The sequence below is a fragment of the Oxalicibacterium sp. genome (genome assembly GCF_057353965.1).
The window spans coordinates 595,643-610,796 of record NZ_JBMQZD010000001.1 but is presented as its reverse complement, the minus strand read 5'-3'; the positions used below and the strand labels follow the sequence as shown (position 1 = coordinate 610,796).

General features: G+C 58.3%; 12 protein-coding genes and 1 tRNA gene. 10 read left to right on the top strand and 3 right to left on the bottom strand.

Going from position 1 to position 15,154, the window contains the following annotated elements:
• Positions 1 to 78: 78 nt before the first annotated feature.
• Complete coding sequence (locus tag ACO1VH_RS03035; protein ID WP_486242341.1) at positions 79 to 813, bottom strand: arginyltransferase; 735 nt, start codon at positions 811 to 813, stop codon at positions 79 to 81.
• Between the two features lie 23 nt (positions 814 to 836).
• A complete protein-coding gene (gene aat, locus ACO1VH_RS03030; RefSeq protein ID WP_486242339.1) occupies positions 837 to 1,568 on the bottom strand; it encodes a leucyl/phenylalanyl-tRNA--protein transferase in 732 nt (243 codons plus the stop codon).
• 182 nt (positions 1,569 to 1,750) lie between these two features.
• Here aat and ACO1VH_RS03025 point away from each other — a divergent pair, with 182 nt between their 5' ends.
• The gene (locus ACO1VH_RS03025) at positions 1,751 to 2,953 is read left to right on the top strand and encodes an ammonium transporter (protein WP_486242338.1); all 1,203 of its coding nucleotides are present in this window, start codon (positions 1,751 to 1,753) and stop codon (positions 2,951 to 2,953) included.
• 59 nt (positions 2,954 to 3,012) lie between these two features.
• On the opposite strand, the gene ACO1VH_RS03020 is transcribed toward ACO1VH_RS03025, so the two are convergent.
• Complete coding sequence (locus tag ACO1VH_RS03020) at positions 3,013 to 3,600, bottom strand: NUDIX hydrolase (RefSeq protein WP_486242336.1); 588 nt, start codon at positions 3,598 to 3,600, stop codon at positions 3,013 to 3,015.
• A gap of 160 nt (positions 3,601 to 3,760) precedes the next feature.
• On the opposite strand from ACO1VH_RS03020, the gene ACO1VH_RS03015 reads away from it, so the two are divergent.
• The 9 genes from ACO1VH_RS03015 to typA all read left to right on the top strand — a co-directional run bounded on the left by ACO1VH_RS03015 (position 3,761) and on the right by typA (position 15,134).
• A tRNA-Met gene (locus ACO1VH_RS03015) sits at positions 3,761 to 3,837 on the top strand.
• A gap of 155 nt (positions 3,838 to 3,992) precedes the next feature.
• On the top strand, positions 3,993 to 4,913 hold the full coding sequence (scpB, locus tag ACO1VH_RS03010; RefSeq protein ID WP_486242334.1) for an SMC-Scp complex subunit ScpB: 921 nt from the start codon (positions 3,993 to 3,995) through the stop codon (positions 4,911 to 4,913).
• Positions 4,891 to 6,450, top strand: coding sequence for a 23S rRNA pseudouridine(2605) synthase RluB (gene rluB / locus ACO1VH_RS03005; protein WP_486242841.1), 1,560 nt, complete (start codon positions 4,891 to 4,893; stop codon positions 6,448 to 6,450). The genes scpB and rluB overlap by 23 nt, the downstream gene beginning before the upstream one ends.
• Positions 6,451 to 6,747: 297 nt before the next feature.
• Positions 6,748 to 7,233, top strand: coding sequence for a ribosome maturation factor RimP (rimP, locus tag ACO1VH_RS03000; protein ID WP_486242332.1), 486 nt, complete (start codon positions 6,748 to 6,750; stop codon positions 7,231 to 7,233).
• Positions 7,230 to 8,789, top strand: coding sequence for a transcription termination factor NusA (gene nusA / locus ACO1VH_RS02995; RefSeq protein WP_486242331.1), 1,560 nt, complete (start codon positions 7,230 to 7,232; stop codon positions 8,787 to 8,789). The genes rimP and nusA overlap by 4 nt, the downstream gene beginning before the upstream one ends.
• 46 nt (positions 8,790 to 8,835) lie before the next feature.
• Positions 8,836 to 11,613 (top strand): translation initiation factor IF-2, encoded by a 2,778-nt coding sequence (gene infB / locus ACO1VH_RS02990; protein ID WP_486242329.1) that lies wholly within the window; start codon positions 8,836 to 8,838, stop codon positions 11,611 to 11,613.
• A 99-nt stretch (positions 11,614 to 11,712) separates the two neighbouring features.
• Positions 11,713 to 12,099: a 30S ribosome-binding factor RbfA gene (gene rbfA, locus ACO1VH_RS02985; protein ID WP_486242328.1), complete on the top strand. Its 387-nt coding sequence runs from the start codon at positions 11,713 to 11,715 to the stop codon at positions 12,097 to 12,099.
• 76 nt (positions 12,100 to 12,175) lie between these two features.
• A complete protein-coding gene (gene truB, locus ACO1VH_RS02980) occupies positions 12,176 to 13,108 on the top strand; it encodes a tRNA pseudouridine(55) synthase TruB (protein WP_486242326.1) in 933 nt (310 codons plus the stop codon).
• A gap of 187 nt (positions 13,109 to 13,295) precedes the next feature.
• Positions 13,296 to 15,134 (top strand): translational GTPase TypA, encoded by a 1,839-nt coding sequence (gene typA, locus ACO1VH_RS02975; RefSeq protein WP_486242325.1) that lies wholly within the window; start codon positions 13,296 to 13,298, stop codon positions 15,132 to 15,134.
• The last annotated feature ends 20 nt before the right edge of the window (positions 15,135 to 15,154 follow it).

Sequence of the window (15,154 nt, the reverse complement as noted above, 5' to 3'; positions counted from 1 at the left end):
TGCGCCATCAGGCGATGAGCAAGGCGGCTACCGGGCGGCTTGCCGTAAAGTCGGCATTTTAACGCGGACGGACCCGATTCAGTCCGGCAGCAGAGGCTGCCATTCTCCCTGCCGTAGCGCTTCCAGCGGCTGGAAGTTGATCTTGTACGACATCTTGGGGCTTTCCGCGATCCAGTAGCCGAGGTAGATGTAAGGCATGTTCAGCAGACGTGCCTGCTCGATCTGCCACAGGATGTTGTACGTACCGTAGGATGCGCCGGGAAATTCCGGATCGTAGAAAGTGTAGACGGACGACAGGCCGTCGCCGAGCACGTCGATGATGCTGATCATGCGCAGGGTATCGTCTTCCCCGTCGCGGAATTCGACCAGGCGCGTATTGACCTTGCTTTGCAGCAGAAACTGCGCATACTGCTCGCGGCTGTCCTGATCCATGCCGCCGCCTGCATGGCGCGCCGTCTGATAGCGCAGATACAGGTCGTAGTGTTCCGGCAGATACAGCAGCTTGGTAACCGAAGCCTGCAAGTCGCTGTGCCGAGCCCATGCACGCCGCTGACTGCGGTTCGGTGCGAAGTCATCGACACGAATGCGAACCGGCGTGCATGCCTGGCAGCCGTCGCAATAGGGACGATAGGTAAAGATGCCGCTGCGGCGGAAGCCGTTCCTGACCAATTCTGCATAAACGTCCGCATTGATCAGATGCGATGGAGTCGCAACCTGTGAACGCGCCTGCCTGCCATCCAGATAACTGCACGGATAGGGAGCAGTCGCGTAGAACTGCAGCGTCGAGAACGGTAATTCCTTGGGATGCGTCATGGTTGCTTGCGCGAGGACTATGTTCAGTTGACAGGCAGCGGTGCGATTGGTTTCCAGTCTTCTATTTGCGGTGCATCGACTTGATGGCGCAGCAATGAAACGAATTCGGCACGCGAAATCGGCCGTGCGCCAAGTGAAGCCAGATGCGCAGTTTGCTGCTGGCAGTCTATCATCGAAACACCGTGGCTTTGCAGGAAGCGAACCAGGTAGGCCAGCGCGATCTTGGATGCATCGCTGACACGGGCAAACATCGATTCACCGTAAAACATCCGACCGATACTCACGCCGTAGGCCCCGCCGACCAGCTTGCCGTCGAGCCAGACCTCCGACGAATGGGCATGCCCGCTGCGATGCAAGGCGCTGTAACCGGCGATGATGTCGTCGGATATCCAGGTTCCCGCCTCACCGCGCCGCGGTTGCGCACAATTGCGCATCACTTCCTCGAATGCATGGTCGAAGCGTACTTCCCATGCTCCTGCGGTTGCCATGCTTTGCTGCACCTTGCGCAAGGTTTTGCGCAGACTGTCCGAAATTCTGAATTCGTCGACGAACAACACCATGCGCGGATCCGTGCTCCACCACAAGATTGGCTGGCCGTCCGAAAACCACGGGAAGATGCCGGCCCGATAAGCCGCCAGCAGGCGTTTCGGTGATAGGTCAGCGCCGGCGGCCAAAAGGCCTGCGGCGCCGTCGGCTTCGGTCAGTGCCGTGGAAACGTCCGGAAAAGGATCTTCGGCTTCCAGCCAAGGGATCATGCCCTCTCCCCAAATTGGCTCGTTATTTTGCCCGGCTGTGGTGCGCCTGCCGAAAACTGAAAGAGGATCAAAAAATAACCATTAATAATCATGTGCTTGCAAATATTCCCAAAAAGGAACGATTTTTGCTTTTATGGTGCGTCATTTTGTTTGAGATGCACATTAATTGGGAGATTTTTTGCATGGATGCACTTAAAAACGGCACCGATGCCTTGTTCATCATGCTCGGCGCCATCATGGTGCTGGCGATGCATGCCGGGTTTGCCTTTCTGGAGCTGGGCACGGTACGCAAGAAAAACCAGGTCAACGCGCTGGTCAAAATATTAGTCGATTTTGCCGTGTCGACGATCGCCTATTTCTTTGTCGGTTACGCGGTTGCCTACGGCACCACCTTTTTCAGCAGTGCCGACGTGCTGTCGCAGCGCAACGGATTTGAATTGGTGAAATTCTTTTTCCTGCTGACGTTTGCCGCGGCGATTCCGGCGATTATCTCGGGCGGGATTGCCGAACGCTCGCGTTTTCATCCGCAATTGCTGGCAACGGCATTGATCGTCGGATTCGTCTATCCATTCTTCGAAGGCATCGCATGGAACCAGCATTTCGGCATTCAGGCATGGCTGCATGCGACGTTTTCGGAGGACTTTCATGATTTTGCCGGTTCGGTCGTCGTGCATGCGGTCGGCGGCTGGATCGCATTGCCGGCTGTGCTGTTTCTCGGTGCACGGCGTGGCCGCTACACGAAGGACGGCGCCATTGCCGCGCATCCGCCATCGAGCATTCCCTTTCTGGCGCTGGGAGCCTGGATTCTTACGGTCGGCTGGTTCGGCTTCAACGTGATGAGTGCGCAGACGATGGAGCAGATGAACGGCTTGGTCGCCGTCAATTCATTGATGGCCATGGTTGGTGGCACGCTGGCAGCTTTTCTGGCGGGCAAGAACGATCCAGGCTATGTACATAATGGTCCACTGGCGGGTCTGGTGGCGGTTTGCGCCGGCTCGAATCTGATGCATCCGCTCGGTGCACTGGTGACCGGCGCGATCGGCGGTTTCATCTTTGTCCGGATGTTCGCGTTGACGCAGAATAAATGGAAGATCGACGACGTGCTGGGTGTGTGGCCGCTGCATGGTTTGTGCGGCACGTGGGGCGGTCTCGCGGCCGGAATTTTCGGGGCGAAGGCCTTGGGCGGTTTGGGTGGCGTCTCTTTCATGTCGCAATTGATCGGCACAGCCCTGGGCATTGCGATTGCATTGATTGGAGGCGCGGTGATCTATGGCGTGCTGAAGGCGACGGTAGGAATTCGCCTGGACCCGGAGCAGGAATTCGATGGCGCCGATCTGTCGATCCACAAGATCAGTGCGACACCCGAGCGGGAAACATACTGGTGATACAAATAAAACGGCAGCTGATGGGCTGCCGTTTTTTCGTCATGAGTGCAATGCCGAAATCAGCTTGCAGCGGTCGATTCGGCGTGCGGCATCGGCTTCAGAATGTCCATCGTATGGAAGCGGTAGCCGCCGCTTTTCCTGCGCGCAGCATGGTCTTCCAGGAAAAATTTCAGCGTGTTGCCGACGGTCTGAAAGGCGATGTCGTCCCACGGTATATCTTCCGGTGCGAATAACTTAACTTCGAGACTTTCTGGACCGGCTTCATAGTTCAGGTCGAGCAAGGTTGCGCGATAGAACATGTGTACCTGATGCACGTGCGGTACGTTGAGTAGCGAGAACAGTTCGTGCAATTCGATATTGGCGCCGGCTTCCTCGATGGTTTCGCGCATGGCGGCTTCGGTCGTCGTCTCATTGTTTTCCATGAAGCCGGCGGGAAGCGTCCAGTAGCCGTAGCGTGGCTCGATCGCACGTTTGCACAACAGGATGCGCATGTCGCCATCTTCATCCCAGACGGGAATGGAGCCGAGCACCATTTTCGGATTCTGATAATGAATGGCGCCGCAATTGCCGCATACGTAGCGCGGACGGTTGTCGCCGTCGGGAATTGTCAGCGAAACCGGGTGCGCGCATTCTGAGCAAAAATTCATGGGATGCAAATGTCGAGAAGCTTATTGAAGAAGTAATGCAGGCGTAGCAGTCCGTTATGTCTGCGGGAAGTTTAGCACCGCATGAAGGAACTGCTGCAGAAAGAAACTGCGATGACGATTGCGTTGTTCGTCGATACCATGTATACTTCAAATCTTCAGACGCGGGGTGGAGCAGTCTGGCAGCTCGTCGGGCTCATAACCCGAAGGTCGTAGGTTCAAATCCTGCCCCCGCAACCAAAGTCTTCGAAGTCTTGAATCCCGCCCAACCCAATCTCCTCTAAACGGGCGTCGGAATAAGCAGTATCAACGGGTATCCATGCCGAACATCATCGATGATGATTGTCGTTGAATATAAGCTCTGCAATTACAACCTATAGCCGTCCATATCGTAAATGAACATCGCTGAGGCCAAGAAAGTCCTCGAGACAGCGCTGCTTTGCGCGCACGAGCCATTATCCATCAACGACATGAAGAAGCTTTATGTCGAGACCGAAGGTGGGGAAGATGCTGAAGGTGCGATCGGCGCCGACGATATCCGCCAGATGCTGGATGAATTGCAGGACGATTGGGCGGACAAGGGCATCGAAGTGGTTCATCTTTCTACCGGCTGGCGTTTTCAGAGCCGCCCGGAGATGAAAATTTATCTGGAGCGCCTGAATCCGGAGAAGCCGCCAAAATATTCGCGTGCCACGCTGGAAACGCTGGCCATCATTGCGTACCGCCAGCCCGTCACGCGCGGTGATATCGAGGAAATCCGCGGTGTCACCGTCAACTCGCAGACCATCAAGATGCTCGAGGATCGCGGATGGATCGAAAGCATCGGCCATCGTGACGTGCCCGGCCGTCCGTCATTGTTTGCCACGACCAAGCAGTTCCTGGACGATCTGGGATTGACGTCGCTGGATCAATTGCCACCATTGCAGCAAGTCGAAAAAGGCGAGATGCAGGGCGATGCGCTTCTGGAAATTCAGGGTCTGGAAGCCGGATTTGCTGCCCATTTGGGGCAGGAAGTCATGGATTTGGCCGAGGCCGACAGCGAAGATCAGGATGGACAGGGTGGCGCAGCGCCGGAAGATATGACGGCAGTCGAGACGACGATCGATGAAGTTGCTGTCGTGGTCGAATCCGTCGAAGAACTTTCCATGGCTGGCGACGGTCTGGATCAGGAACAACACCAACAAGACAATACGGCGATCGAAGCGGCGATGCCCGCCGATGCCGAAGAAACCGCCAACGCGGCGGCCGACACGATCATTGACGCTCAAGGTCAATACAACGAAGAACCGAATGATGAATCGCCCAACGAAAAATAATCCGTCCGACATGCCTTCCGATGACACTTCTTCGTCGGAAGGTCAGGACCGAGGCGAAAACGCACAAACCACTGCAACAGGCGACACCGGCGCAAAACCTGCGAAACGCGGCTTGCGCGGTCCGCGCAGCCTGCGTCGCGCGCGCCATGCATCGCGCAAGAACAACGGGGAAAAAGACCAGAGCAGCGATGCCGTGTCGACCGCCCAAGGCGGCGATGGTGTGCGTACTGATGCGCAAGGTGATGCACCGCAGGAGCGCCCGCGTCGTCAGGGGCAAGGCAAGCCTGCCAAGCAAGGTCGTCAGAATCAAAATGCCGGTAACGGAAAGCATGCGAAGAAGAGCGATGCCGACGATGTTTTTTCTTTTGTGACATCCGATGCATTCGATGCAATGGCAGGCGGTGACGATCATGGTGGCAAACGTCGTCAGGAACAAAAGAATGTCCGCCGCGATTTGACGGCAGACGACGATGCGCCAAAATTGCACAAGGTGCTGGCAGAGGCCGGACTGGGATCGCGCCGTGATATGGAAGAGCTGATCATTGCCGGTCGCGTATCGGTCAACGGTGAGCCTGCACATATCGGACAACGTATCCTGCCGACCGACCAGGTGCGTATCAATGGCAAGCTGATTCAACGAAAGGTCAGCAAGCGCCCACCGCGCGTGCTGGTCTATCACAAGCCGGCTGGTGAAATCGTTAGCACGAACGATCCGGAAGGTCGTCCATCGGTCTTCGACCGTCTGCCGACCATGAAGACCGGTAAATGGCTGGCCGTTGGCCGTCTCGATTTCAATACCGAAGGATTGCTGCTGTTTACGACCTCCGGTGATCTGGCGAACCGGCTGATGCACCCGCGTTACGGTATCGATCGCGAATATGCGGTGCGCACGCTGGGTGAACTGGAAGAAGGCATGCGGCAGAAGCTGCTGGCCGGCGTCGAACTGGAAGACGGTCTCGCACAATTTTCGCGCATCGCAGATGGCGGTGGCGAAGGTGTCAACAAGTGGTATCGCGTGACGATCGGCGAAGGCCGCAACCGCGAAGTGCGTCGCATGTTCGAGGCGATCGGCCTGACCGTGTCGCGCCTGATCCGTACCCGCTATGGTTCGATGACATTGCCAAGCAGCTTGAAGCGTGGTCGCTGGGAAGAGATGGACGAGCATGGCGTGCGTGCGCTGATGGCCATGAGCGGACTTGAAAAACAGGCCGGTGGCGGCGACAAGAAACGTAATGCCGCGTCTGGTGGCGGCGGACGTCAGAACGGCAACCGTGCGCCGCGTTTCGACGGTGGACTCGGCCAACCGCAAAGTCCGAGCCAATGGCAGAACATGGGCCAGGGGCGTTCGCAAGGACAGAATCCGGGCAAGACAGGGCGCCAGCAATCGCGCAGCCGTCAGCCGGACCCGTTGCAGACAGCCCTCGGTTTCCCCGGCATGGGACAGCCACGTCGTGGTGGCGGGCAGGGGCGGACAGGTGGTCCGGCACGAGGAAACGGTATGGGCGGCGGCGGGATGCGTCGGCGCTCGAAGGTCTGATTTTCCTGTCTTGCGGGGCCTGAAGCAGCCTAAGTGAATGTTTTTCCGGGCTTTTTCGTTGTTTCTGCCTGTTTTGCCGGCTTGTCGACATTGCGACGACAGCCATAATCGACTATAATTTGACAGTTGATAAAGATCGGCTATCCGGGACACGTATTTTCCTGGGAGGCGGTCCGGTTGTCAGAACGATAAAAAGATGGGCAGATGCCCATTTTTTTTTTTGTTAAACAGTTTGCATGCTGTATTTCGATCCGGTTTTCTATGCGGAGCCGCGATTGATGTTTTCGGAGAGCTTCCTTGCAGTTGTCGGCACTGATTGAAAAAACCCTGGAAGGCATGGGGTACGAACTGGTCAATTTCGAGCAGGCCGCGCGCGGTTTGTTGCGCGTGTACATCGACTTTGCGCCTGAGAACGCCGACAACGGAAACATCACGGTGGAAGACTGCGAAAAAGTCACGCATCAGCTGTTGCATGTGCTGACCGTCGAGGACGCCGCCTACGAACGGCTGGAAGTGTCGTCGCCGGGACTGGATCGCCCCCTGAAGAAATTGTCACACTATGTGCGGTTTGCCGGTGCCGAGGTGCTGGTGAAATTGCGCATGCCGATGCCGGCCGCGGCGAATCGCAAGTCCTTTCAGGGCATCCTGCTGGAACCGGTCGGTGAGACATTGGCACTGGAATTTGAAGGAAAAGACGGGCCGGCGAAGCTGGAATTTACGCTTGCCGATGTGGACAAGGCGCATTTGGTGCCAAAAGTGGATTTTAGGAGTCGCAAAGCATGAGTCGCGAAATTTTGTTGCTGGTCGATGCACTGGCGCGCGAGAAAAACGTCGATAAGGACATCGTCTTCGGAGCGCTGGAGCATGCGCTTGCCCAGGCGACCAAGAAACGTTATGAAGGCGACGTCGATATTCGCGTTTCCATCGATCGCGAAAACGGCGAATTCGAATCCTTCCGCCGCTGGCATGTCGTTCCCGATGAAGCCGGTCTGCAATTGCCCGATCAGGAAATTCTTCATTTCGAAGCCAAGGAACAGATTCCCGATATCGAAGTCGACGAGTACATCGAAGAGCCGATCGAATCGGTCGAGTTCGGACGCCGCTTTGCACAGGACACCAAGCAGGTCGTCCTGCAGCGTATTCGTGATGCCGAGCGCGAACAGATCCTGGCGGACTTCCTGGAACGTGGCGACTCGCTGGTAACGGGCACGATCAAGCGCATGGAGCGCGGCGATGCCATCATCGAATCTGGCCGCATCGAAGCGCGTCTGCCGCGCGATCAGATGATTCCGAAAGAAAATCTGCGCATCGGCGACCGTGTACGCGCTTACATCCTGCGCATTGATCGCAATGCACGCGGCCCGCAGGTGATCCTGTCGCGCACCGCGCCGGAATTCATCATGAAGCTGTTCGAACTGGAAGTTCCGGAAATCGAACAGGGCCTGCTGGAAATCAAATCGGCAGCGCGCGATGCAGGTGTGCGTGCAAAGATCGCCGTCTTCACCAACGACAAGCGTATCGATCCGATCGGCACCTGCGTCGGCATGCGCGGTTCGCGCGTGCAGGCTGTCACCGGTGAACTGGGCGGCGAGCGTGTCGACATCGTGCTGTGGTCCGACGATCCGGCGCAGTTCGTCATCGGCGCGCTGGCGCCGGCGAACGTGTCGTCGATCGTTGTGGATGAAGAAAAGCATGCGATGGACGTTGTCGTCGACGAGGAAAATCTCGCCATCGCAATTGGCCGTGGCGGCCAGAACGTACGTCTGGCTTCCGAACTGACCGGCTGGCAGATCAATATCATGACGGCCGAGGAATCGGCGGACAAATCGCAAGCCGAGACGGCTGCGATCCGCACGCTGTTCATGGAAAAACTCGACGTCGATCAGGAAGTGGCGGACATCCTCGTGGAAGAAGGTTTCGCCACGCTGGAAGAAATCGCCTACGTGCCAATCAGCGAAATGCTGGAGATCGAAGCGTTCGATGAAGATACCGTCAACGAACTGCGCAGCCGTGCGCGCGACGCGCTGCTGACCGAAGCGATTGCTTCGGAAGAAGGCATGGAAGGCATGGACGATGCGCTGGCCAATCTGGAAGGCATGGACCGCACGATCGCCGGCAAGCTGGGTCTGGCCGGTATCAAATCGCTGGATGCCTTTGCCGGACTGGCGTATGACGAATTCGGCGCGATTCTGGCATTGTCTGCCGATCGCGCGCGTCAATTGATTGAAAATGAATTTGAAGATGTGACCGACGATGAAATGAAGCTCATCGATGCCAAATACGATGAGCATGCGAAGGCATTGCAAGCCAAGGCATGGAGCCTCGTGGAAGCGAAGTAATCCGCGGCGATTTTCATCCAACGTGTCACATAGAAAAGAGGACTGAATGGCGAGTAACAACGTAGCCCAATTTGCCACCGAGCTCAAAATGCCTGCAGACGTGCTGTTGACGCAATTGCGCGATGCCGGTGTCGAGAAGAGCTCGGCGTCCGATGAATTGTCCAAGGCGGACAAGGACAAGCTCCTTGACCATCTGCGTCGCGCGCATGGCGCTGCGCCTGAAGGCGAGAAAAGAAAGATCACGCTGACGCGCAAGGAGACGACAGAAATCAAGCAGGCGGATGCCACCGGCAAATCGCGCACGATCCAGGTCGAGGTTCGCAAGAAGCGCACCTTCGTCAAGCGCGACGATATCGCCGAGGAAACGGCCAAGCCGGCAGCAACGCCGGTTATCGATGAGGCAGAGCAGGAACGTCGTGCCGAGGAAGCGCGTCGTCAGGCAGAACTGATCGCGCGTCAGGAAGCCGATCTGCGCGAAAAGCAGGAGCGTCTCGCGAAGCTGGAAGCCGAGAAGGAAGAGCAGGCGCAAGCCTTGAAGGTAGCCGAAGAGGCGGAGAAAGCTGCCGCCGAGCAGTCGGCCAAGGTCAAGGCGGACGAAACCGCGCAGGAAGAAAAGAAACGCCTGGAAGCGGAAGAAGCCAGCAAGAAGGCTGCCAAGGATGCCGCGCGCGAAGCGAGCGAGCGTGCAGCAGCGGCAGAAGCAGCGCGCAAAGCGGTGGCCGACGAGGTTGCCCAGATCAAGGCCATGATGAATGCGCCGCGCCGTGCGATCAAGGCGCCGGAACCGGCACCTGCCGCCAAATCGGCGGAAGGCACGCTGCACAAACCGGCTGACAAGAAGCCGAGCGAGAAGAAGGACGACAAGAAACCGGGCGACAAGAAATCGATCAAGTCGGCCAATGTGTCGTCGACCTGGCAGGACGATGCGAAGAAGCGCAGCGGCGGTCTGAAGACGCGCGGCGGTCCGGCCGGTGGCGGCCGTGACGGCTGGCGTGCGGGTCCGAAGGGACGTCGCCAGTCGCATTCGGACGATCGTGAAAGCAACTTCCAGGTGCCGACCGAAGCGATCGTGCGCGATATCTACGTGCCGGAAACGATTACGGTGGCTGAGTTGGCGCACCAGATGGCTGTCAAGGCTTCCGAGGTCATCAAGCAATTGATGAAGCTCGGTCAGATGGTCACGATCAACCAGGTGCTGGACCAGGAAACCGCGATGATCGTGGTGGAAGAAATGGGCCATACCGCGCATGCGGCCAAGCTGGACGATCCGGAAGCGATGCTGACGACCGGCGAAGAGCATACCGATGCCGAACAACTGCCGCGTGCGCCGGTGGTGACCGTGATGGGGCACGTCGACCACGGCAAGACTTCGCTGCTGGACTACATTCGTCGCGCCAAGGTTGCGTCCGGCGAAGCTGGCGGCATTACGCAGCACATCGGCGCTTATCACGTCGAGACGCCGCGCGGCATGATCACCTTCCTCGATACGCCGGGCCACGAAGCGTTTACCGCAATGCGTGCACGTGGCGCGAAGGCGACCGACATCGTCATTCTGGTGGTGGCGGCCGACGATGGCGTGATGCCGCAGACGAAGGAAGCGATCGCGCATGCGAAAGCTGCCGGCGTGCCGCTGGTCGTGGCGATCAACAAGATCGACAAACAGGGTGCCAACCCGGATCGCGTGACGCAGGAACTGATCGCCGAACAGGTGGTGCCGGAAGAATACGGTGGCGATTCGCCGTTCGTGCCGGTCTCCGCGAAAACCGGCCAGGGTATCGACAGCCTGCTGGAGCAAGTGCTGCTGCAAGCCGAAGTCCTGGAACTGAAAGCCCCGGTCGATGCGCCTGCGCGCGGCCTGGTGGTGGAAGCCAAGCTCGACAAGGGCCGTGGTCCGGTGGCGACGATTCTGGTGCAGGGCGGTACGCTCAAGCGTGGCGACGTCGTACTGGCAGGTTCGGCATACGGCCGTGTGCGTGCCATGCTGGATGAAAATGGCAAGGCGATCACCGAAGCCGGCCCGTCGATCCCGGTCGAGATTCAGGGTCTGACCGAAGTGCCGAACGCCGGCGAGGAAGTCGTCGTGATGGCGGACGAGCGCAAGGCGCGCGAGATCGGCCTGTTCCGTCAGGGCAAATTCCGCGACGTCAAGCTGGCCAAGCAGCAGGCGGCCAAGCTGGAGAACATGTTCGAGAACATGGGCGAAGGCGAAGTCAAGAACCTGCCGCTCATCATCAAGACCGACGTGCAGGGTTCGCAGGAAGCGCTGGTCGGTTCGCTGCAGAAACTGTCGACCAGCGAAGTGCGCGTGCAGGTCGTGCATGCGGCAGTCGGTGGCATCAGCGAATCGGACGTCAACCTCGCGGTGGCATCGAAAGCCGTCATCATCGGCTTCAACGCGCGCGCCGATGCGTCGGCTCGCAAGCTGGCCGAAGCCAACGGCGTCGACATCCGTTACTACAACATCATTTACGATGCGGTGGACGAGATCAAGGCGGCGATGTCCGGCATGCTGGCACCGGAGAAGCGCGAACAGGCGTTGGGTCTGGTCGAGATTCGCCAGGTCATCCTGGTCAGCAAGGTCGGCGCGATCGCCGGTTGCTACGTGCTCGAAGGTCTGGTGCGTCGCGGCGCATCGGTCCGCCTGCTGCGCGACAACGTCGTGGTCTGGACCGGCGAACTCGATTCGCTGAAGCGCTTCAAGGATGACGTGAAGGAAGTGAAGGCCGGCTTCGAATGCGGCCTGACACTGAAGAACTTCAACGACATCAAGGAAGGCGATCAGCTGGAAGTGTTTGAAGTGCAGGAAGTGGCACGGACGCTGTAAGCATTCTGATCGGCGAGCGAATAGGTTTCGCTTGCCGATCAGCGATTATTTTTCACAAGGGCGGCGCATTGATGCGCCGCTTTGTTTCTGGGGCACACCATGGCCAGACACAGCAAATCCATTCCCGGACGCGGCTTGCGCGTCGCCGATCAGATCCAGCGCGATCTGGCAGAACTGATCGCCTTCGAATTGAAGGACCCGCGCGTTGGCATGGTCACGATCACCGAAGTGCAGGTGACGCCGGACTATGCGCATGCGAAGATTTTCTTCACCACGCTGGTCGACGACAAGGACGCGATCCGCAATACGATCGCCGGCTTGTCGGCGGCATCCGGTTTTCTGCGCAATCAGCTCGGCCGTCGCCTGACGATCCATACCTTGCCGGAGCTGCATTTCGTGCACGATACCTCGACGGCGCGCGGTATCGAAATGTCCAAGCTGATCGATGAAGCCAACGCAACGCGCGCGCGCGACGCAGAAGACTGAGCCGTTTTTCATTTCGTTTCCGTTGTTTCGGCATCGATCGTGATGCCGACGACGGCGTTCCGTTCCCATTCATTCCATGTCCTCCTCTCCCAAACGCAAGCGGGTGCCGGTGCACGGTGTGCTGCTGCTGGACAAGCCGGCCGGTCTGTCCAGCAACGATGCGCTGATCAAGGCGAAACGCCTGTTGAATGCGGAAAAAGCCGGCCACACCGGCACGCTCGATCCATTCGCCACCGGCTTGCTGCCGTTGTGTTTCGGCGAGGCGACCAAGTTTGCTCAGGATCTGCTCGATGCGGACAAGACCTACGAAACAGTCGTTCATCTCGGCATCACGACGACGACGGGCGATACGGAAGGTGAAGTGGTCGAAACGCGTGCCGTCGATATCGATCGCGAACGCATCGCGGAAGTGCTGACGCGTTTCACGGGCGACATCGAACAGGTGCCGCCCATGCACTCGGCGCTCAAGCGCGACGGCAAACCTTTATACGAATACGCGCGGGCCGGCATCACGCTGGAGCGCGAGGCGCGTGCCGTGACGATTCATGCGTTGCAACTGCTGGACTGGCAAACGCCGTATCTGACGCTGCGCGTGTGCTGCAGCAAGGGCACATATATACGCGTGCTGGGTGAAGACATCGGTGCGGCGCTGGGTTGCGGTGCGCACCTTCAAGCCCTGAGGCGTATACACGTTGGCAATCTGGCGATCGATACGGCACTGACATTGGACGCCCTTGCGGAAAAACCGGAGCAGGAAAGAGAGACAGCACTGGCGCCGGTAGATGCCTTGTTGACATCGTTTCCTTCCGTGCAACTGCCGGAAGCGCTCGCCAGACGATTCCTGCATGGGCAGCGCCTGGCACTGGGCAAGGAAAACGTTGCCTATCCGGAAGGCGGCGGTCGGGTGCGCGTCTATCGGCAGGAAGATCGCGCGCTACTGGGCACCGGTCTGCTACAGACATGGGGCGTGCTGGCGCCCGAACGCTTGATCGCGACTGCGAGCCTCTGAACCCGAATTTTAGATTGTCATCGTTGCATTTTTGTCGACAGGCATGCCGAGGTCGTGACATGTCATCGGCAGGTCATCATGTTGGCATTCAATGCATGGCAAGCCATTGAAATTCCAAGGATTTTCTCAATTCAAACAAGGCGGCATGCTATAATTTTCGGTTTCCCGCATTCAGGCTTCACGAACCATGTCAAATTCCAAACGCGCCATCCGCAACATTGCCATCATCGCCCACGTCGACCATGGCAAAACCACTCTTGTCGATCAATTGCTGCGTCAATCGGGCACCTTCCGCGAGAACCAGCAGGTCGATACGCGCGTGATGGATTCGAATGACATCGAGAAGGAACGCGGCATCACCATTCTGTCGAAGAACTGTGCGGTCGAATACAAGGGCACGCACATCAACATCGTCGATACGCCGGGACACGCGGATTTCGGTGGTGAAGTCGAGCGCGTGCTGTCGATGGTCGATAGCGTGCTGTTGCTGGTTGATGCGCAGGAAGGTCCGATGCCGCAGACGCGCTTCGTTACGCGCAAAGCGCTGGGACTTGGCCTGAAGCCGATCGTCGTGCTGAACAAGATCGATCGTCCGGGCGCGCGTCCTGAATGGGCGATCAACGCGACGTTCGAACTGTTCGACAAGCTGGGCGCGACGGAAGAACAACTGGACTTCCCGGTCGTCTATGCATCCGGCCTGAACGGTTATGCAGGTCTCACTCCGGAAGTACGTGATGGCACGATGGAGCCGTTGTTCGAAGCGATCCTGGAGCACGTGCCGGCGCGCGAAGACGATCCGGATGCGCCGCTGCAACTGCAGATCACGTCAACCGAATATTCTTCCTATGTCGGCAAGATCGGCGTCGGCCGCATTCTGGCCGGCCGCATCAAGGGCGGTCAGGACGTGGTCTGGATGAACGGGCCGGAAGACAAGCCGACCAAGGCGCGCATCAATCAGGTGCTGAAATTCAAGGGCCTGGATCGCGTGCTGGTCGACGAAGCGGAAGCCGGCGACATCGTGCTGATCAATGGTATCGAGGATATCGGCATCGGTTCGACGATCTGCCATCCCGATTCGCCGAATGCGCTGCCGATGCTGAAGGTCGACGAGCCGACGCTGACGATGAACTTCATGGTCAACACGTCGCCATTGGCCGGCCGCGAAGGCAAGTTCGTGACGACGCGCCAGATTCGCGATCGCCTGGACCGTGAGCTGAAATCCAACATGGCCTTGCGCGTGAAGCAGGCGGACGGCGACGACTCGACGTACGAAGTGTCGGGCCGCGGCGAACTGCATCTGACGATTTTGATCGAGAACATGCGCCGCGAAGGTTTTGAACTGGCCGTGTCGCGTCCGCGCGTGGTCTTCAAGATGGTCGACGGTGTGCGTCACGAGCCATATGAAAACCTGACGGTCGACGTCGAGGAAGGTCATCAGGGCGGTGTGATGGAAGAACTCGGCCGTCGTCGCGGTGATCTGCGCAATATGGAACCGGATGGCAAGGGCCGTGTGCGTCTCGAATATCACATTCCTGCGCGCGGCCTGATCGGCTTCCAGGGCGAATTCATGACGCTGACGCGTGGCACCGGTCTGATGAGCCACGTGTTCGACGACTATGCGCCGGTCGATCCGTCGAAAGGCGATCTGGGCAGCCGTCGCAACGGCGTGCTGATTTCGCAGGATGACGGTGCAGCCGTCGCCTACGCGATCTGGAAACTGCAGGATCGCGGCCGCATGTTCGTCAATCACAACGATCCGGTCTATGAAGGTATGATCATTGGCATCCACTCGCGCGAGAACGATCTGGTTGTCAACCCGATCAAGGGCAAGCAGCTGACCAACGTGCGTGCATCCGGTACCGACGAAGCGGTGCGTCTGGTGCCGCCGATCGAACTGTCGCTGGAATACGCGGTCGAATTCATCGACGACGACGAACTGGTGGAAGTGACGCCGAAGAGCATCCGTCTGCGCAAGCGCTTCCTGAAGGAACACGAGCGCAAGAAGGCGAGCCGCGACGCAGCGTAATATCGGGTGACGAGATAATC